Source organism: Methylobacterium sp. 1A (genome assembly GCF_058072805.1).
This window is the reverse complement of sequence record NZ_JBYQVE010000001.1, coordinates 2540885-2559234: the sequence shown is the minus strand read 5'-3', so window position 1 is coordinate 2559234 and position 18350 is coordinate 2540885. Positions and strand designations below refer to the sequence as shown.

The following is an 18350-nucleotide window of genomic DNA, read 5'->3' as shown; positions in this document are numbered from 1 at the left end:
TGCAGGGCGGCGCTGCAGCCGGCAAACGCGCGGCCATCGACGAGCGCCCCCGCCTCGCTGCCGAGGAGGAGCGCGGTCACGCCGTCGCGGAGCCTGCGCCTGTCGTGGACTAAGCGGACCCTCCTGTTCAGGGTCGAGGATCCCGGGCGGCCTATCGGAATGAAACCGGTGCTCGTTCGATTGGCACGGGCAGCGATCGGCCGGCTCGATGCTTACATCAGGGGCGAGCGGTGATCCCCGAAGGGAGGCACGCCAACACGGGGAACGGCATGACGATGACGGCGGTGATTACGGATTTCGAAGCGAAGAAGACGTTTCTCTGGCAGGGCTCTGCGCTCTACGCGGAGATGATCAGGCTCGCGCCGAACGATGTTATCCGACGCTACCTGGCGTTCAGGATCGTCGTCAACGCAATGGCCTTCGAGGACATCGTCCAGGTTCGCCAGGAGCCACGGATGCGAAGGATTCGGGACGCTCTACTGGCACACAAGCAAGAGGCTGATTTCTTCGTCGGGCATTCGGCCGCCGGCGAGATCACGGACGCGAAGATCGCCCCGCTGGTGGCCAGGATGGCCGCCGAGATCAGCTCGCCTGATCCGCGCCTGCTCCTGCCAGAGCTGTCGGGAGGGGTGTCGGGCCACAATCTCGGCGTCCTCGTGCCGCTGGTATTCGACAGGTACGTCGAAGACTTTCTTTCTGGGTACCGCCTGATAAACAATTACCTGTGCGTTGCTGGAAATGCCGTCCACGAGATCACGAAGGGTGAGCTACCTGGGGCCTTCTATCGATATCATAGCTCAAAGGCTCTCTATGATTTATCGGAGTACCTCTTCAACAACTGCCTAGCCAACTCGGTTCTGCCCGGCGTGGCCATGCACGCGAAGCTCGACATGCTTATGCATGCTCAGAACATGGTCGACAGCGTGATCATGGACACCCGCAACCCGCACTCGATCAACGGTCTTCTTGAGGTGATGGTCTCTGAGGGCATTGGTGACCCTTCCTCCCTGCAAGCACTCAAGGCGAATGCGACATTCAATGCCACCTACCGCCGGGTTAGGCATGTGCGAAACAAGCTCATCGGTCACATGGACGGTCGGGCAACCATGGAGGAACTCATAAAGAAATTGGACGCGCTGCAAACGTCAGATCACTGCGATCTCGTCAACATGGTCGACCAGCCCGTGTTCAATGCCGCACGTTCCGACCAGGCAATCTGGATACGTTACAAGTCGGGAAATCAAAAGTTCACCGATCCCAACATCGTTGGCTTGGCTGGCCCGCCACCGCCCTCCTACTACTAACCTGGAAGATGGTCGCCTTCACTTGCCCGAGGGAGGTGATCTTGGACAGGGCCTCCTTGTCCGCCGTGTAGGCCAGGCCGTCCATCGTCCAGCCGTTGGGGCGGTCGAGGATGGCCGGCATGCGCTCGCGGAAGCGGCGGACGGCGTCGATGGCGACGCCGTTCACGCTGAACTGCATGGCCCTGGGCAGGGCCTTCTCCCCGAACTCGGCGAACTCGTCCGTGACAGCCAGCGCCAACCCGGCGAGGTCGATGTCGACGCCGACGAAGAACGGGTTCTTGGCGCGCGAGCGGGCTATCAGGGCGCCTCGGGAGAAAAAAAACCCCGGCGCACGGGCATGCGGCCGGGGTGACGAGCATCCGACGCGACCCCGGGCGGGGATGCGCAGGTTGCCAGCCTTCGATCGTAAGTGCCGGCGCGAATTCGTCAAGAGTCGACGCCTCAGGCCGCGAGCCGGGCTTGGAGGACGGCCGCGACCTCCGTCGGGGCGAAGCGGTCGGCCAATGCCTGCGTCGCGGCCGACATCACGGCGGCGAGGTCCGGATGGGCCTGCAGCGCGGCGACGCCGGCGACGCGGCCGTCCGCCTTCACGATGCCGCGCTGGGCGAGGATCTCCACGAACGCGTCGCCGAGCGCGAGGGCAACGTCGCGGCCCTCGGGGCGCTGCAACGCCACACGGCGTGCCCGGGCGCGGGCAGAGCGGATCGCCGCGTTGGCGCGGACTTGGCGGAGCGTCAGACGTGTGGCGGCCATGGCATGTCTCCTTCGCCCGCAAGCGTGCGCGTCGGCCCAGCAAGGCACAACGCCAGCACGTGACGGCATCACTTGCTCGCGCCGAGGCGTTAGGAAGCCCGCCAGGGCCGTTCGGATAGGTCTGACGCGCCGATCCACGGCCGAGCCTGAGAAACCGGCGTGGCGAGCTTCCTAGGGCCTCGGCGGGGCCATCCCTCAGCCGGGCGGGCGCGGCTCTCAGACAAGTCCCCCTGAAATGCGGAGCGACAGGCCTGAACCATGGAAAAACGCCCCAACGGGGCGCGTAGGTCGACCTGACCAGGTGCGAGAACCTGCAGGGCTGTTGCTGGGACGTGGGAGGGCGCGTAGCGCGCGATGCGCGGCCCACGGGGAGAGACGTACCAGAGAGCACGGTCGACCCGCGCGCACGCGTTACAGGAATCCTTGAAGGAGAGGGATAAACCCTCTCCCGGCTAGAATCCCCCTTTTAAGTCCCCCTTCCTTTGGTGCCCTCGCACCCCCCTAAGTCGTTAGGCAAACCTCATCGTTTTCCTTGAAACTGGCTTGGCCGGGGCGATAATGGGTTCCGAGGCCCCGGACGGGCCTGCAGGACCCCCCGATGCCCCGCCAGCAGGCCACCCGAAAGCTCCCCCTGTCCCTCGACCTCGCGAGGGACCTCGTCGTCGACGCATCGCCGGCGGCGAGCCTGCCTGGAATGCACGGCGCCGACGCAGGATCGATTCGTTTCCTGATCCTCGCCCTCTCGCAGGCAGCCTCATCGGCGCGCGAGACTGATGAGATGGAACGCGAGTACCGCCTGACAGAGGCGTACCGGCACGGGGTCGAGTATGCCCGGCACGAGATCGACCTGCCTGCCCTGCGCCGGGCCATGGCGGGTGCCGTGCTCACGACCGTTCGGGCCGCCCTGTCCCGATGCTGCGACAGCCTCGTCACGCTCAGGAGCCTCGATGGCTATGGCCTGAGCACGCCGACCAACAAGGTTTTCCTCGGTCCCAAGGGGACGTTCGTGAGGGACGGCGACGAGCTCGCATCCCTCGGTATCGAGGCGACGCTCCTGGCGGCTGCCACGCCGGGATACGGCGGCACCGTCGAGGTCGACGCCGCGGCGCTCAACGCGTTTCGATGCCGGTACAGCCCCGTCCTCTACCTGCGCTGCCTCGCCTGGGAAGCCAGCCCGGCCGCCATCCCCCGGGGCTGCGAGGCGCGCCGGCAGAACGGCACGCTGCGCCTGACGCTGCCCCTCGGTGAGGCGCAGGAGATCCTCGGGTTCCGAGGCATCGCGAAGCCCAGCCAGATGGAGCGCACGGCCCTGAACCCCGCATGCGCGGAGCTCGCCGCGGCGGGGTTCAGGGTGGCGTGGTCGTGGGTTACGAACTACAGGGGCGAGAGGACCGGCATCCGCCTGTCCGTCGCCCGGAACGAATCGCTCGGGATCAGGACCCGTGACGCCGCAGCCCAGGCGCGAGCCGAAGCGGCGGAGGCACGGCACGCCCGTCTGGCGGAGCGCCGGATCGAGCGGGCGAAGAGGCCCCGGAAGACGAAGCGACCGCCCCGGCCCACCGCGCGGCAATGGAACGCAGTGCCGCCGGCGACCCGGGACCAGTCGAAACTGCGGGCAGCGCTGCACCGCCCGCCGCCTGATCTGTAGACTCCTCGGCCGCCTCGTCGACGGTCGCCTCACGGTTGAGGCGGGCCGCCTCCTGCGGGTCCACCTCGCACTGGGTCTCCAGGATGATGGCGACCTCGACGTCGGTGGCGCGCGGCTCGCGTCCGACCGTCAGCAAATGCGGGGCGTCGCCGAACGGGCGCTCCGGCTGGGGCACGTGGGCCTGCGCCGCGGCCCGGGCGGCCACCTCAGCCTCGCGCCGTTCGTCCCTGGTGCCGAGCTCGTCGTCGACCTTGTCGGCCTTCTTGCGCTCCGACGGCACCTTGCCCGATGCCTCCCTGACGAGCTGCAGGCTATCCACCCGCATGCCGGCACGGTCGTAGGCGTCGACGATCTCCGAGGCGGCATCCTCGTGGTAGCCGGGGACCTGCACGACCCGGGCGCGGCCGTCGGCGGTGACCGACCACACGTCCATGCCGGCCGCGATCTCGGCCGAGGTGTCGGTGCCGGCCAGCCCGTGCGAGGCCAGTGTCGTCGGGCCCAGCCCCACGTCCGGGGCGACACGGGCGATGACCTCGGGATCCGCGACGCCGCCGGCCCGGCGGACAGCCTCGAAATGCCCGCCGGCGCCGCGCATCGTGGACAGGGACCGCAGCGTGGTCACCGCATCGACGACGATGCCGGCAGGCAGGACGCGCGAGATGGCGATCCACAGGCCGACGTCGTCGCGGTAGACGGGGCGCAGGCGGCCCATGGATTGGATGAGCTCCTCCTCGCGGAACTGGGCCTGCACGGCGGCGGCCCAGCGCCCCGGGTACTGAGGCACCTGGATGACCAGGTCGCGGCCGTCCCGGAGCGGATAGGTGCGGTCGACCATGGGCTGCGCGATGGGCTTGCCCTCGTCGTTGAGCCCGTCGCCCTGCACGTCGAACGGGGCCTCGGGCACGATGTCATCGTAGGTCAGCGCCGCGGCCAGGGCGTCGATCACCCACACGGGGAACTCGTGCCTGCCGACCGTCATGAGCGCCTTGTGCCGCTTGGCGAAGTCGAGGCCCCGGATGGCGCCGTAGTGCATCACGTCCAAGTTCGGCGCCTCGGCGTGGGCCCGCTGCACCGCCTTGCGCCCGCGCAGCGGCAGGGCGACGCCGACGCGGCCGCCGGCTTTCACGTGGGCGACGTTGTTCACCGCCCGGCGCACGTTCACGAGCTGACGGGAGGCGCGCTTGCGCCCCTCGTCGTCGGTGTTGAGCTCCGGCACGAACGACGTGGTGCTATGGTTGCTGTCGAGGCACACGACTGTGCGGACGTGCAAGTACGCCGCGATGTCGACCGTCTCCACGTCGCGGCCGTTCCAGACCTTTTCCGAGATGTCGGCGTCGCCGGAGGCGTCGAGGAGCAGCGTCGGGAGCTCGGTGAGGCAAGGGGCCTCGCGCCACGAGACACGCACGTGCTGGCCGGTCTCGCCCATGGTGAGGACCTGCACGCGGGCGTCACGCTCGCCCCGGGCCTGCAGCATGTACGGGTCCACGTCGACGCCGGCGGAACGGGCTAGCGACCGCGTCAGGGCGTCGGCCTTCAGCCCGGCGAGCCGGTCGAGGATGACGTCCCACAGCTTGTTCTCCTGCCGGATGTCCGTCGCCTTGGCCTTGGAGAACAGATCCTTGAGGTACTCGGCCGAGCAATTGGGCACCACCTGGGCGGCGGCGCGCTGGGCCCGGCTGGCGACGGTCTTGGCCGACTTCACGTCGTCGAGGAGCGTGGGCTTCTGCGCCGCGGCGGCGTAGATGGCGGCGGCGGGATCCTCGCCCCGGGCCAATACGTCGTGGACGAGGCGTGCGACCCGGTCGCGCTCCAGCAGCAGGTCCTGGGAGGTCACCCCCTCGCCATCCGATTCCAGGATGTGGGGCTCGGGCCGGGGCAGGAGCAGGCTCGACAGGGGCATGCTGTCGTAGCGGAGGAACTCGAACGCACAGCGCTCGTCCACCGCGAGGGCGACGCATTCCTCCTTCAACTCGGGCGGCAGGCCGATGGTCAGGAACACCGTCGGAGCCAGGACCAGGTCGCAGGCGGCCAGTGCCTTGCGGTCGGCGATGACGGGGCACGTGCCCCCGGCCTCAGGATGGTCGGAGCAGTACAGCGTCTCCTTCTCCATACCCCGGATGGCGGCGACCTTGGCCGAGCACAGGTCGTGCGCCGGGGCGCCCTGGTTGCGCAGGACCTGGCGCTGCTCGACACGCGTGCAGCCGGCACGCTCGACGCCCCTGAGGATGCCGACCTTGAGGCCAGCGGCGTCGGCCTGCGCCCGCACCTCGGCGGCCGCCTGACGGAACGCCGGCGTCGAGGCAGCGGCCGCCGCTGACCGGCGGTTCTCGGCGCGTGAGGCGGCTTCCTCGATGTTGGCATAGGACGGGAGGAACATGACGACGGGCTTGCCCCGTCGGGGACGGGCCGCGATGCGCTCGATGAAGGTGCTGGTCTTGCCGGCGCCGACGGGCGCCCGCATCAGGATGACCTTGGTGAGGGGCGCCTTGGCGTTGCGGGCCTGTGCATCGGCCTGGTCGAGGAACCGGTCGATGGTGGCGCGGACCTCGCGGGCGACGCGGCGCTGCCCCTCCTCGCGCCCCTCCTTGCCCAGCAGGGCGCGCTCGGCGGCCTTGCGGGCCTGGTCGTGCGCGGTGATGGCGGACAGGGACACGGTGTCGGGCTCGATCCAGCCGAGCTCGTCGTCGGCTCCCCGGTCGATGCCGACGCCGGTCCGGACCGCGAGTTGCTTGCGGCCGCTCTCGTCCCGGCCGACGGTCCTGACGAATCGGTCGGGCGTCTCCGCGAGCGTGAGGCGGGCGCTTTCCAGCTTGGCGCGGCAGTCGTGGAGGACGGAGTTGCCGGCGTTGGCGCCGCGGCCGCCCTCATCGCCCCAGGCACTGTAGCGGCCCGACCCGAGGCCGTCGAAAACCTCCTTGCACTCCTCGAACAGGCGGCCGGCGACGGCGTGGCGCCCGGCCTCAGTGGCCAGGAGAGGGCGGTTGGCGATGGCGTAGCGGAACGCGCGCGAGCGGACGTACGGCTCGCGGCCGTCGGTCACCTTGCCCTTGCGCCCGTAGGTGGTGTCGGCGACGCCCTCGCGGTTGCCGGGGACGACGACGCCTGACGAATTGGTCACGGCGGCCGTGACCTCGCCGGTAGCGAGCCGGGCGCCGGTGACGTCGTAGCCGCGCCCGAGGCCGGTGAGCTCGACGACGCGCTCGGAAATGGCTTCAAGGCATGCGCGCAGGGCGGCAGCGGTGACGAGGGGGGCGTGTTCGGGCCCCTGCAGGACAGGGGGCGCTTCCCAGCGGAAGGGGGCGCCGGTGGCGTGGTGCAGGCCGTGCAGCGTGACCGAGTTGCCGGCGCTGAGGATCTCGATGGCGCAGGCCTTGCCGTAGCTGTCGACGACGGGCCGGCCCGCCTTGTCGAGGAGCTTGTGCTCCCTCTTGCGCCGGATTGGGTCGGCCGGGTCGGAGCGGAAGATCACGACCCGCTTGGCGCCGTCGGAACCGCGCCAGAACGGTGTCGCCGGCAGCATCTCGCGGACGATGTCCTCGACGGCCTTCGACATCTCCGGCATGCGGATGTCGATGTCGATGGCGATGGGACCGCCCTCGGCCGGGCCGAGAAACAAGGCCACGTTGTGCGAGGGGGCGAGCCGGCACCACTCGTCGCGCTCGACCGCCGAGGGCATGCGCGTCGCCAGGAGCGACGTCTTGATCATCGTGCCGCCGATGCTGGCGGGGACCCGCTTGGCGGTCAGGCCGTCGGCGGCGCGGCGCGTCTGCGGGTAGACGGCCCAGCCGCGGTCCCACATCGCCGGGGCGACGTCGCCGAACCAGTGGTCGTTCGCGTAGATCCTGTGCCGGGCCGACTTGGCGTCGGCGAGCGTTGCGCCGGGGAAGGCGTCGAGGACGAGCCGCTGGAGCTCGTCGGGCGTCTGAGGGGTCGTCAACCTGCGGGCCTTTCTGCGTATCCGGTGCCGTCTGGGTCGTCGCGTTCGGGAGAGCTCGTCAGGTTGCGGTCTTTGGGCCCGCGCGGTGGGTCTGTTCTGAACAGTGTTCAAAGAGCCGGCGGTGGCCGAAATTGAACACTGTTCACTTAGCCGTTATCGGCTCTGGTGACCCTTCCAACAGATAGATTACGCCCGATTCGGCCAGCCGCAAGTTCGCCGCCGTTGCTTGTGAGCAGCCATGGTGAATCGGCCGAAACGGATAGAAATACGGTGACTAACCGTCCGTTCGTTAACTGTAAGAGCTTTCGCCAGTCATTCTTCATGCGCGAGCGTCTGAGACCGGATAATCATGGACTTGAGATGCGCCGCCGATCCCTGCGTGAGGGAGCAACGCGGCCGCTCCTGCCGCCGCCTCCTCACCGAAGCCCAGACCGAGGAGCTCGGCGTCGAGCCCTGGGCGTGGCTTCGGGTCAACCCAGTCCGCGGCATCCACTGCGCCGTCTACCGGCAGCCGGGTGACCTGCACCCTCGGTACTCCGGCAGGACGCCGACGCCGGCGGATTACGACGCCGCCCGCGCGGACCCTGCCGGGGTGGCGCTGGGCCTGATCCTCGAGGACCTGGCGCGCCGGGCGGGTTAGTCCCCCGTCCCGAGATCCACGAAGCCTTGGGCGCACCCGAGGGCGTTTCCGAACACCTCGCCGGAACGCTCGTTCAGGACGAGCCTGACTGACTGCAGCACGGTGATGCCGGGCTCGCCCGCAGTCGCCGCCCGTCCCTCGTTGACGAGATTTATCGGCATGGCAGGCGTCCCTGCAGGGCCTCAGCAACGAGTTCGGCGACTCTCAGCCCGGCGGCGGCCGGGAGCCGGTTGGTCCTTGCGGATGATGGTTCAGGCTGAGGCTGCATCCCTGCCTCAGCCTGCCAACGAGGATGTCCATGCCGATAGCATTTGAGTCTCGGTGCATCTGACACGTTCGTCGACGGTCCTCGAAGCCATCAGGCTCTGGAACACGCGCTGCTCCATCGCATGCGCGGCGACCGAGTTCGGCCAATATTGCTTCAGGGCGAGGTTCCAGCCTTCACCGATTTCCTCGACGGGTACGTGCTTGTTGACCTCTTTCAGGCGCTGATCGATGTCCTGAGTGTGCCCGACCTTCCACACGCCGCGCTTCCCGAAACGCATCGCGTAGGTCCATGCGTCGGCTTCCGTGGTCCTCGTGACGGTCCCGGTCCAGTCTGTCGGTGTCGGTCCGGTCGTGGGAAGATTGGAGGCCAGGGCGTCGCTCAAGGCCAGCAGCCTCGCGACACTCGGGACCAGGGGAACCGTCACCTCCGTCTTGGGCAGCGCCAGCACCGCGCGCGTATCGGTCTCATCGAGCCGGACAGCACGGACGGTGGCCTCGAACGTCAACTGCTCGCGAAGGACGTCGATCAGCTTCAGTCGTGGGTCCGCGAACCGCCAAGCGCGAAGGATCGGGAGGCCCTTGGGCCATAGAAGCGATCCATCGGCGGCATAGAAGCTCGGGTCCATTCTGGCAGGATCGATCACGTCACGGACATCGACGGGAATGCGCGCGAACTCCGCCATGCCAAGGAGACGGCCACGTTCATGCTCGGCGGTCGGTTCGCCCTGGGTCCCAACGAACACGATGAGGTCGCCCGGCGACGATGCGGTGATGAGGGCGTCCCTGTTTCCGGCCTTTCCAAAGGCGATGACGGGATGCCTCTCGGGATCGAAGCCGTAGAACCGCTTGGCGAAGACGCGCATGATTTCCGCCTATGCTGCCAATGCCGTCGCGAACACCTGATCGAGATCGCTGTCCGACACGGGCGGCATCAGCAAATTACGGGACATTCTCCGCTTCCCGTCCAGAAGCCTATCCAACGTCACGTCGAACGTCTTGTCCCCGAGCGCCGGGTGGACGGCCATCGGGACGTGGATGGTCACGGGGCGCTCCTGGCCGATCCGATAGACGCGGTCGTTGCACTGATCCTCGACGGCCGGGTTCCACCAACGGCTGAGATGGATCACGTGGTTCGCCGCCGTTATCGTCAGGCCCACGCCCGCGGCCTTCGGAGACAGGATCATTGCGTCAAAGCCGCGACGCCTCGCCTGGAAATCGTCGACCATGTCCTGGCGCCGATGACCGGGGGTGTCCCCGTTGATGATGAGCGGTCGCTCCATGCCGAACATCGTCGACATGGCGTTCGCCATCTGCGCCTGCATGCTTCGCTGCTCCACGAAGATCAGCCCCTTCTCACCTAGACGCTCCAGTTCGCGGAGCACCTCGAAGGACTTTCCCAGCCGGGCTGACCTGGCGATCCACGCCTCGCAGCCGGCCACGGACAGAAGATCGTCCGAGAGTGCGTCCCCCGGGTAAAGCGATATGCCTCGGAGATTCTGGATGACTTCGAGCATGGCACCGCGAGCCCGCGGACCTTCCATGCCGAGGGCCTTGGCAACGACGTCGCCGTAAGCCTTCGCCTGCACGTCCGGCATGACTGTCCGGTACGGCGTGACGGTCTTGGTCGGCAAGCCCTCCAGGACGTCGTCCTTCATCCGGCGCAGCATGATCGCCGGCGCGCCGTCCAGAGGCTTCATCATCCGGTCCGAAAGGTCCCGGTAGCGGTCGATGTCGCCGCTCTTGTACGTGTTCGAGAACGTCTTCAGGTCTCGGAGGAAGCCGGGGAAAACCCGGTCCATGATCGACCAAAGATCCTCGATCCGGTTCTCGATTGGCGTGCCGGTCAGGCCGAGCACGAAATCGGCGTTCACGGCCTTCGCGGCCCAGGTATTGAGCGTCCCCGGGTCCTTCACCTTCTGCATCTCGTCGAAGAGCACCGCCGAGAAGCCGACCCGCGCGAACGATACATGATTGTCGGCGAGCGTTTCATAGGTCGTCAGGACCAAGTCCTGCTTCTCCAAAAGCCTCCAGTTCAGCGTTTCGCCTTGGTCTCGGGCAGCCTGATCCGGGTTTCGGAACTTGCGTATGCTGGAACCGAAAACGTCGGCGCGGTTCTCACCCAAAGCGTTCGGTGCGAGGTGCTTCTCGGCCTCCTTGATCCAGTTCTGGAGGAGGGATGTCGGCGCGACGATGAGAAGGGGCCCCTTCGGGACGCCCGCGGCTGCCTTGGCCCTGGCCGCTTCGCGGTTCGCCTTCATCCAGGCGAGGAAGGCCAAGCCTTGGTAGCTCTTCCCAAGCCCCATGTCGTCGGCCAGCAGGACACCAGGCCAGCCGGCCTTCCAGGCTCCGACGAGCCAGGCGAAGCCTTCGACCTGGTGCGGCTTGAAGCTCGTCCGCCCCATGCGGTCCGTCGGCAAACCATCGCTGATCACTGTCGGCCGCGGCTTGCGCGTCACCTCGAACGTGACGTCCTCGAAGTTGGTCTCGATCTTGACCACTACCGGCTCGCGCGGACCCGCCGTACCGGCGGCCGACGTGCTGACGGCCGGCTCGTCATCGTCGGCAGGCTGCACGCTCTCATCGACGGGCTGCCGCTCGTGGATGACGTCGGCGACCTGTCGGAGGATATCCCGCGCCACCGGCACCAGTAGCTCGCCGTCACCGCAGGCGACCCGCTCCCGGCCTTCGACTTCGGCCTTGGGGACATCAGTGGCGAGCTGCCGCGCGTCCTTCAGGGTGATCTCGGAACGGCGACCTTCGACCACCACCGGGAACTTCTCGGGCAGCCATTCCGTGCTGGCCTTCGACAGCCAAGAGAGCTCTGGCTTCTCCCAGACGCCCAGCCCGATCACACGGTCAGAATACTGCTTCGTCTCGACGAAGAGCGCCGACACCGTCGGGTCACCGGGATCGAGGCCGAGATCCAGGGCGATCTGCGTCCTCGGGTTCTTCACGAAGGCGCGCTTGCGGTCCTCCGGGGCGGTTCGCATGGTCCGGACGACTTCGAGCGCCTTCTGCAGGCCCGGATCCACCAGGAGGTACGTACTCCGGCGTAGGTTGTAGGCCCGCCTCACGCCGGCGGCGGTCTCGAACGTCCGCTCGAAGGCACTTTGGTCGGCATGGGCGAGCAGGGTCGAGGTCTCGACGTCAACCAGTTCGTCGAAGGCCCCGCCCGCGACGTCGGCATCCTCCTCGATCACGGGGGCGTCGTCTTCGAGCGAACGGGCCCGTTCCCGGCTCATGAGCACGGGCACGAAATCGATCGCGTCACCCCTCCGCGTGACGTCCAGGGCAAAGGATCCCGCCTGGAAGACGGTCAGGCCCTTCGTGTAGCTGTCCGCCTTAACGGAATCCGGGTTCACGACCGCGAGCGCCGAGGTGACCTCGCTCCATCGCGCGACCCTGGCGTCGATGTCCTGGCCGGAAGTCGAGTTGTAGCCTTCGATGGCTTCGAGCAGTCGATAGAGCGGGGCTGTCAGGCGCCCCGACCGTTCGCCCCAGCGGACCTCGATCCCGGTACGGAGCGGCGTAATCCGGCCGTAGGACGTCTCGCGCCACTCGGTATCGATGCGGCTCTTCTCGTCGCTGATTGCGCCCCGGAAAGCGATGTCCACGATTAGCGGAGCGATCTCCGGCATCCCCATCATCGAAGCCAGACCGGATGGCAGGTCCGCGGCGGCGGCGTTAGCGATGAGAAGGGCGTCACCCTTCCACTCAGCCTGACCCTCCGCAACCAGAGAAAGAAGCCGCCGAACGGCTTGCGCCAACGGCTCGGGAACGCTTGCCCACTCGGCAGCCGGCCTGATGCTGGCCTTGCCGAAAAGGGGGATCCTGACCCGTGGGGGCTCGACCAGGGTGACCTCGACATGGTCGGGGCGACACTCGGTCCGAAGCTTCAGCGCCATCTCACACCCTGTACTCCGACTCCATCACGCGCACGTTCGTGAGGAGGAAGATCTCGTTCGCGACCTTCACCTGCCAATTGTAGCCCTCGGACCCGGCGTGCGTGATCTCCGCCACCTTGAACTGCGGGGTGCTCTGCCGGCCCACGCGGACCTCGTCCGTATCGTACAGGGACTTGCTCAGGGCCGGGGCCGTCGGATCGGCCCTGTCGTGCCAGATGTTGCAGCGGCCGTTGTGGCTCCACTCGGCGACAACGCCTCGACCGACCTTGAGGAGCAGTACGGCATGGCCGCGTTCGATTGGCTTGCGGCCGCCGCTCGTCCAACGCGCGTAGGGTGCCTTCACGTCGAATAGACGCTTGGCCGTCCGGTCCCCGACCTCATCGAAGACGACCCAGGCATCGTCGATGAGGCCGCGCCTATGGACGGCCTCCCAGAAGGCGCGGCGATACCGCCACTGGAAGTCGTAGGCACCCTGGTCGACGACATCGAGGAATTGCCGCAGGGAGAGCGCCGTCAGCCATTTCAGAACGGTCGACTTGCTGGTCATCGGCTGCCAGCGCGCCTGCTTCAAACGGGGGTCCCCGAACCGGGCGACGAGGAACTTCAGGGTGGCGTCCATCGCCGTACGGTCCACGTCGACATCGGCCAGTGGCAGCACCAGGGCGTCGACGTAGGTCCCGCGCCGATGCTCGAAGATGACCGACCCGTCCTGCCTCGTGCCCCAAGCCTGGATTGACGCGAGCCTCGCCTGGGGGCTGAGCGACCTGTCCGTCCTCTGCCGGTCCAGGCCGGCTAGGAAGGCGGCTTCCGCCAGGCCGGCCTCGGCGCCGAGGTTCTGGATCCCGAAATCGGCCAGGACCCGGCTCGGGGAGATCTTCCGGTCGAGCGCGATGCCGGCAATCGTGCGGGGCGCGGTCCGAGGGTCGAATAGGTTGAGGTGGCGGGCAGCCTCGGTGAGCGGCCCGGTCATGCGGGACGCGAGGTCGCGAAGGGTGGCGGCGATATCGTTGAGCGCGGAGGTGGGTCGGTCCGCCTCGCTCGGGTCGAAGCGCACGATGTACGCGGACGCCAGGCGCCTGAAGGTGGACTTGCGAGATGCCGTCCGCACGTGGGCGAGAAACCTGGCAAGGACGGTGGGCTCTCGGACCAGCGGCCTCTTCCCGTCCCACAGGCACCACGGGGCGAGATTTACGTCTCTGCGCTCGGGGACAGCGCCCGCGGAGAAGGCTTGGATGATCCGCGTGGCGATCTGGTCGAGATCCGGCGGCGGTGCCGGCTCGACCTCGATGGTGGGGGCCGGGATCTCCTGGGCGACCATCGCCAGCGCTGCCGTCGTCGGCAACGCCGGAAACGTCGACGGCCGGGTGCGGATCTCCGCGATGGCGCTCTTCACTTGCATGCGGCGATGCTGTCCTGGCTGATCGCCGCCAAGCGGCTGATCTGCGCCTTCACCTCATCGTTGAGGGCGATGATGTCCCTGAGGTTGATCGTCGTGTCGGCATCCATCACGAAACGGAGGTCGATGCGGCGGTTCTTCTCCCAAGCCTCGCGGTCCTCGCCGGAGGCGATAGGCCGGGTCGACGAGTACCCCGATACGGACACGATCTGCTCCCCGCGCCGGTTGCGGAAGTCCCGCAGATCGGGCGACCCCGCCGTCATCTCGCGGTAGGTCGCTGTCGCGCGCTCGGTGGACAGCAGCCAGTTTCGACGGTCACGCTCGGCGAGGTCCGGGACGCCGGTCGTGTCGGTGTGCCCCTCGATGAAGATGGTCTCCAGCGAGGCGCCCTGGAACTTGCCGCACGCTTCCGTACGACCCTGCTTGCAGGCGGCGTACTCGGCCACGACGTCGGTGAGGACGCGGCCGATGCGGGTCAGGGCGTCGCGCGCACGGGCGTCGAGATCGGATCGGTTTGGGGCGAACCTAACGGCGTCCTCGGTCAGTCGGAGCACCCCGTTACGCTCGTCCACCTGTACCGCCAGCCCCTGCGCGATCAGGCGCTTGCTGATGTCGGTGAGCAGGCGGCGGCGCTGGTCCGCGGCGAGTTCCAGCGCCTCGATCTGGTTGCGCACGTCGCCCTGGATCTTGTTGACCTTGTCGTTGATGTCGGCGCTGAGAACCGCGTTCTTGGTCAGCAGCTCCGTCAGGCAGTCCTTGATCCTCTTGGAGTCGTCGTCGCCCTTTCGGTAGTTCAGGGCGAAGACCATCAGCATGATGATGAAAATAAACAGCATGCCGACCATCATGTCGGTCATGGAGATGAAGTAGTTCTCGGACTCTTCGGCCTGTTCCTCTGTGGTGCTGAGCATGGCTTGGCCTTACGCGTCCTCAGCGGCCATCTTCTGCACCTTCGCGAGGAAGGTATCGAACGTTTCGGAGAGGTCGTCGGTGTTCTCCGCCAATGAGCCGGCGATGGCTTGCAGCCGCTGGACGGCAAGGCTGCATCCTTCGTCGATCTTGACCGCGAACGACGCGATGCTCTCCTGCTGCTTGGCCGTCTCGGAGGCGAGGGCTCGGACCGCGTCCGAAAGGGCCTGATCGACCGTGCCGAACCGTTCCTCGTAGGACCGCCAAGCCGTCTCGACCGCTTGGTGGCCTTGCTCCAGGCGGTCGGCGAGCGACTTGGCAGCGTCCTGACCGAGCCTGAGCCCTTCGACCGCACCGCGGGTCGCCTCCTCCATCGCCTTGGTCGAAACGGCGATCCTTTCCGAAGCCTGCAGCAGGGGCGTCGAGGCGGCCGTGACGTCGCTCGCGACCCTCCCGAACGCGACCGATGCCTCGTTCGTCCGGTCCACCGTCTCCCTCGCGGCGGCCGTCTGGGAGGCGAAGGCCTGCTCGGACGAGCGTAGGGCGGCCGACATCCTGTCGACGTCCGCACCGAACTTCTCGACGGTTTCCGTGAAGCCGGACTTGATCGCCTGGGCAGTCTCGGCGGCGGCCTTGCCCGCGGCTGCCACGGTCTGCGCCGTGGCCTCGCGGGACCGCGCGGCGGCGGCCTCGGCCTCGCGGCCGATCTGGTCCTGAATGGCCGCGACGGTCTCCCGGAAGGAGCCCATCTGCCGCTCGACTTGGTCCAGCATGCCCGTCATGCTGTCGCGCACGGCCGTGGTCGCCATCCGTCCCGCTTCGGCCATGTCGCGGTCCAGGCGTTCCCGGGTCGCGTCGGCCGAGGCCGCGAGCGACCTGAGAAGGCTCTCGATGGTCTCCCGGCTCGCCTGATTGTTCGCCTGGAACTGGTTGCCGGCATCCGAGATGAGGCCGGCCAAGCGCTCGGTGGCTTCGGACATCCGCCGCGCGAAATCCTGCCCTGAACCGGCCAGGTCGGACTTGACCGCACCGAGCGCGTCCTTGGTTTGGGCGAGCGTGGCAGAAAGGTCCTTGAGCTCGTTTCCGGCCCCGCCATGGAGGGCGTCCATGAACTTGTTCATGAGGCCCTCGGTGCCGGTCCGGCTGTTGTCTTCCAGCTTTCCGACGGTCGCCTGCAGCTGGTCGGCCAGCGGCGTCACCGCCCGGCCCACAGCGGCCTCCAGCGCCGGTCCGATGACCTGGCCGAGGCGGTCGAAGAACTGGGCGTCGTTGATGTTCTTGAGTTGCTCGACCTGCTCGCGGTTCGAGGCGGCCAGCTGCGTCAGCACGTACTGGGGGGCCAGGAAGTGGGTGCGGTCCTCGATGCGATGGCAGAACCGGTCGAAGCCCGTCTCGATGATGATCGAGTAGACCTTGAAGACGAGCGCGAGGAACAGCGACGAGAAGAGCCCTGCGATGGAGGTCGAGAACTTGAAAGTCGCCGCGTCGAGGAGCTCGCGCAGCGACTGCGTCATCCCCTCCGGCGAGCCGGCCACGCCCGCCGCCGCCTTCGACAACGCGATGACGAGGCCGACGAAGGTGAGGAGCAGCCCGAGCCCGACGAAGTAGCCGGGGACGGTGGGCATGAGCTTCATGCCCATCAGGCGCTCGCGGACGACGGACGGACCGAAGAACGAGGCCGGCCTCATCGTGCGGATCACGACCTGATCGCGCATGCACGTCTTGGCGAACTCCTGCCAGGCATGCCCCACGAGGCCATGGCGAGACAGTCTCTGGTTGATGCGGTCGAAGTTGGCCAGGAATGCCTTCTCGTCCGGGGCGTCGGCCCCGAACTGCTTCCGGGCCAGCCGGAGCGATATCCGGATCGCCAAGACGTGGGCGATCAGCGTGGCGAAGGCCAGCCCGACGGCCGTCGAGACGATGGCGCAGGCCAGGGCGAAGGCGAACTCAGGGTGCCCGACGTTGGCGAAGTCACCGCGCCCGATCTCGCCCCCGACCGCACCGACGAGCGCGAGGTTCGACCGGCTCGACAGTACAGGAAGAAAATAGGACCCGGCGTATCCGATGACGAACAGGCTCCAGAACAGGGGGAACCGAACAAGAGGTGTCCAAACCACCGGCCTCATCGCCACACATGCCCCGCCTCAGTCGGCCGCGTGTTCGTCACGGTTCACCGACGTTCTCTTCTCGACCCATTGGCGCACCGCCTCCTCCACGATGGCGGAGGCAGTCGTTTCGTCGTCCACCGCGAGCTTCTTCAGGTCCTTGATGAGCTCCGGAGGCAGGTAGACGAGAAGCTGCCTCCGGCCGTCGGCGCGGACGCGTGATGCCTCTGTGTTGCCCATCGTCCGCATCGACCCAAAGTCCGGACAGCCAGATAGCCGGATAGCGAGCGCTCAGAATCCCACGCGATTCGAAGCTTTGCAATTCGAATTCACGGCTTTTGCAACCAGAAAGCGAACGGTCGAGTGGTGTGCCGCGGCGTATCAGTCGAAAAGCGTCGCCGGGGCTGGCCGATCCGAGAGGTATTTCAACTTGGTGAGGCGCACCCGTGCAGCGTCTCGCGATACGGCGAAGGCGTCGATGACGGCGGCAATCAGAATATTGGCAGGCTCTGATCCTACCAGGAAGGGAGCGAGTTTTCCGCTCGCGATCACGAGAGGCCGGAGTATTCCGTTGAGCGTCTCACGGGGCATCAGGAAAGCGCCGCTGGCATAGGATGCCTGCCACTCCATCCAATCAGACTGGGGGGCGTCCACCATCGTATCGCGTTTGCAGACGACGCGAGCGCCTGCCCGGTCGGTGAACAGGTCACCTGACGCGAACCGCATTTGAAAAACTTCGTCGTGAAAGACGGCATGACCCAGTTCGTGGGCGAGCGTCGTTCGGTAGCGATTTTCCCGTGAGGCGCTTTCGGAGAGCGTTCCGGATACCTTGATTTCAGGTTGCTTTCCGACGGCGAAATTGGTGACGCCTTCGACGTCAAACCCGTCATCGGTCAGGTCGGCATATACATCGAGATCAGAAACATTTTGTTCGACCAGCACGAAGAGTTCGTCTGTGGTCAGCGGGAAGCGGATGCGGCCCACCCTGTCTTCCAGAAAACGACGAACGATGACCTCGCAAGCTTGGTCGAGGTCTTTCTCCAGATAATACGGACGCGTGCCGAACCGCCCCGTCCTGTCTGCCACCCAAGAGACCATCCTGAGAGTTTACTTGGATGTCCGACGGAATGCACTAAACATTTGCACGACATCCTCTCGTGGAATGTTTGCCTTCCTGACGTCAGATGGCAATATGCCCGATAGGTAAAAAAGATAGTCTGCCTCGACCTTCAAGGCTTCTGAAAATTGGCTAATAATATGGTCAGATGTCGGCTGCCTTCTATCTCTTTCAATATCATTTAAATACTGTGGCGTGATCGGCCGATCATCATCCTCCTTCTGGATCATGCTGGCCAATTCCTTTTGGCTTATGCCAAGCTGCTTTCTGCGGGCAGCGATATAGGAGCCAAAAGTCGAAGACATTGTCGATCTGCCATTGTCAGCCAATTCGCGGATCAGCGTACCACCGACTGATTCGGTCGGGTAC

General features: G+C 66.7%; 14 protein-coding genes. 2 read left to right on the top strand and 12 right to left on the bottom strand.

Going from position 1 to position 18350, the window contains the following annotated elements; translation table 11 throughout:
* The first annotated feature begins 269 nt into the window (after positions 1 to 269).
* Complete coding sequence (locus ACX9MN_RS12550; RefSeq protein WP_489724600.1) at positions 270 to 1304, top strand: hypothetical protein; 1035 nt, start codon at positions 270 to 272, stop codon at positions 1302 to 1304.
* On the opposite strand, the gene ACX9MN_RS12545 is transcribed toward ACX9MN_RS12550, so the two are convergent.
* The 3 genes from ACX9MN_RS12545 to ACX9MN_RS12535 form a co-directional block, all read right to left on the bottom strand.
* Positions 1249 to 1542 (bottom strand): hypothetical protein, encoded by a 294-nt coding sequence (locus tag ACX9MN_RS12545; protein ID WP_447685999.1) that lies wholly within the window; start codon positions 1540 to 1542, stop codon positions 1249 to 1251. The two genes, ACX9MN_RS12550 and ACX9MN_RS12545, sit on opposite strands and share 56 nt — an antisense overlap.
* Before the next feature lie 203 nt (positions 1543 to 1745).
* Complete coding sequence (locus tag ACX9MN_RS12540; protein ID WP_489724599.1) at positions 1746 to 2057, bottom strand: hypothetical protein; 312 nt, start codon at positions 2055 to 2057, stop codon at positions 1746 to 1748.
* A 1433-nt stretch (positions 2058 to 3490) separates the two neighbouring features.
* Positions 3491 to 7642 (bottom strand): bifunctional DNA primase/polymerase, encoded by a 4152-nt coding sequence (locus tag ACX9MN_RS12535; RefSeq protein ID WP_489724598.1) that lies wholly within the window; start codon positions 7640 to 7642, stop codon positions 3491 to 3493.
* Positions 7643 to 8021: 379 nt separating this feature from the next.
* Here ACX9MN_RS12535 and ACX9MN_RS12530 point away from each other — a divergent pair, with 379 nt between their 5' ends.
* The gene (locus ACX9MN_RS12530) at positions 8022 to 8282 is read left to right on the top strand and encodes a hypothetical protein (protein ID WP_447686002.1); all 261 of its coding nucleotides are present in this window, start codon (positions 8022 to 8024) and stop codon (positions 8280 to 8282) included.
* Here the strand turns inward: ACX9MN_RS12530 and ACX9MN_RS12525 are convergent.
* The 9 genes from ACX9MN_RS12525 to ACX9MN_RS12485 all read right to left on the bottom strand — a co-directional run bounded on the left by ACX9MN_RS12525 (position 8279) and on the right by ACX9MN_RS12485 (position 18286).
* Positions 8279 to 8443 carry a hypothetical protein gene (locus ACX9MN_RS12525; RefSeq protein WP_489724597.1) on the bottom strand — a complete coding sequence of 55 codons (165 nt, stop codon included), beginning with the start codon at positions 8441 to 8443 and terminating at the stop codon, positions 8279 to 8281. The genes ACX9MN_RS12530 and ACX9MN_RS12525 overlap by 4 nt on opposite strands.
* A 114-nt stretch (positions 8444 to 8557) precedes the next feature.
* Positions 8558 to 9412 carry a hypothetical protein gene (locus ACX9MN_RS12520; protein WP_447686003.1) on the bottom strand — a complete coding sequence of 285 codons (855 nt, stop codon included), beginning with the start codon at positions 9410 to 9412 and terminating at the stop codon, positions 8558 to 8560.
* Between the two features lie 9 nt (positions 9413 to 9421).
* Complete coding sequence (locus ACX9MN_RS12515) at positions 9422 to 12454, bottom strand: DEAD/DEAH box helicase (protein ID WP_489724596.1); 3033 nt, start codon at positions 12452 to 12454, stop codon at positions 9422 to 9424.
* 1 nt (position 12455) lies between these two features.
* Positions 12456 to 13853 carry an EH signature domain-containing protein gene (locus tag ACX9MN_RS12510; protein WP_447686005.1) on the bottom strand — a complete coding sequence of 466 codons (1398 nt, stop codon included), beginning with the start codon at positions 13851 to 13853 and terminating at the stop codon, positions 12456 to 12458.
* Complete coding sequence (locus tag ACX9MN_RS12505; protein ID WP_489724595.1) at positions 13844 to 14707, bottom strand: OmpA/MotB family protein; 864 nt, start codon at positions 14705 to 14707, stop codon at positions 13844 to 13846. Before ACX9MN_RS12505 ends, ACX9MN_RS12510 begins: the two co-directional genes overlap by 10 nt.
* A gap of 63 nt (positions 14708 to 14770) precedes the next feature.
* Positions 14771 to 16876 carry an anti-phage ZorAB system protein ZorA gene (zorA, locus tag ACX9MN_RS12500; protein ID WP_489724594.1) on the bottom strand — a complete coding sequence of 702 codons (2106 nt, stop codon included), beginning with the start codon at positions 16874 to 16876 and terminating at the stop codon, positions 14771 to 14773.
* 27 nt (positions 16877 to 16903) lie between these two features.
* Positions 16904 to 17104 carry a ribbon-helix-helix protein, CopG family gene (locus tag ACX9MN_RS12495; protein WP_489724593.1) on the bottom strand — a complete coding sequence of 67 codons (201 nt, stop codon included), beginning with the start codon at positions 17102 to 17104 and terminating at the stop codon, positions 16904 to 16906.
* A gap of 141 nt (positions 17105 to 17245) precedes the next feature.
* On the bottom strand, positions 17246 to 17950 hold the full coding sequence (locus ACX9MN_RS12490) for an ImmA/IrrE family metallo-endopeptidase (protein WP_447686009.1): 705 nt from the start codon (positions 17948 to 17950) through the stop codon (positions 17246 to 17248).
* Positions 17951 to 17971: 21 nt separating this feature from the next.
* Entirely contained in the window at positions 17972 to 18286 is a 315-nt protein-coding gene (locus tag ACX9MN_RS12485; RefSeq protein WP_447686014.1) for a helix-turn-helix domain-containing protein, read from the bottom strand.
* Positions 18287 to 18350: the final 64 nt, after the last annotated feature.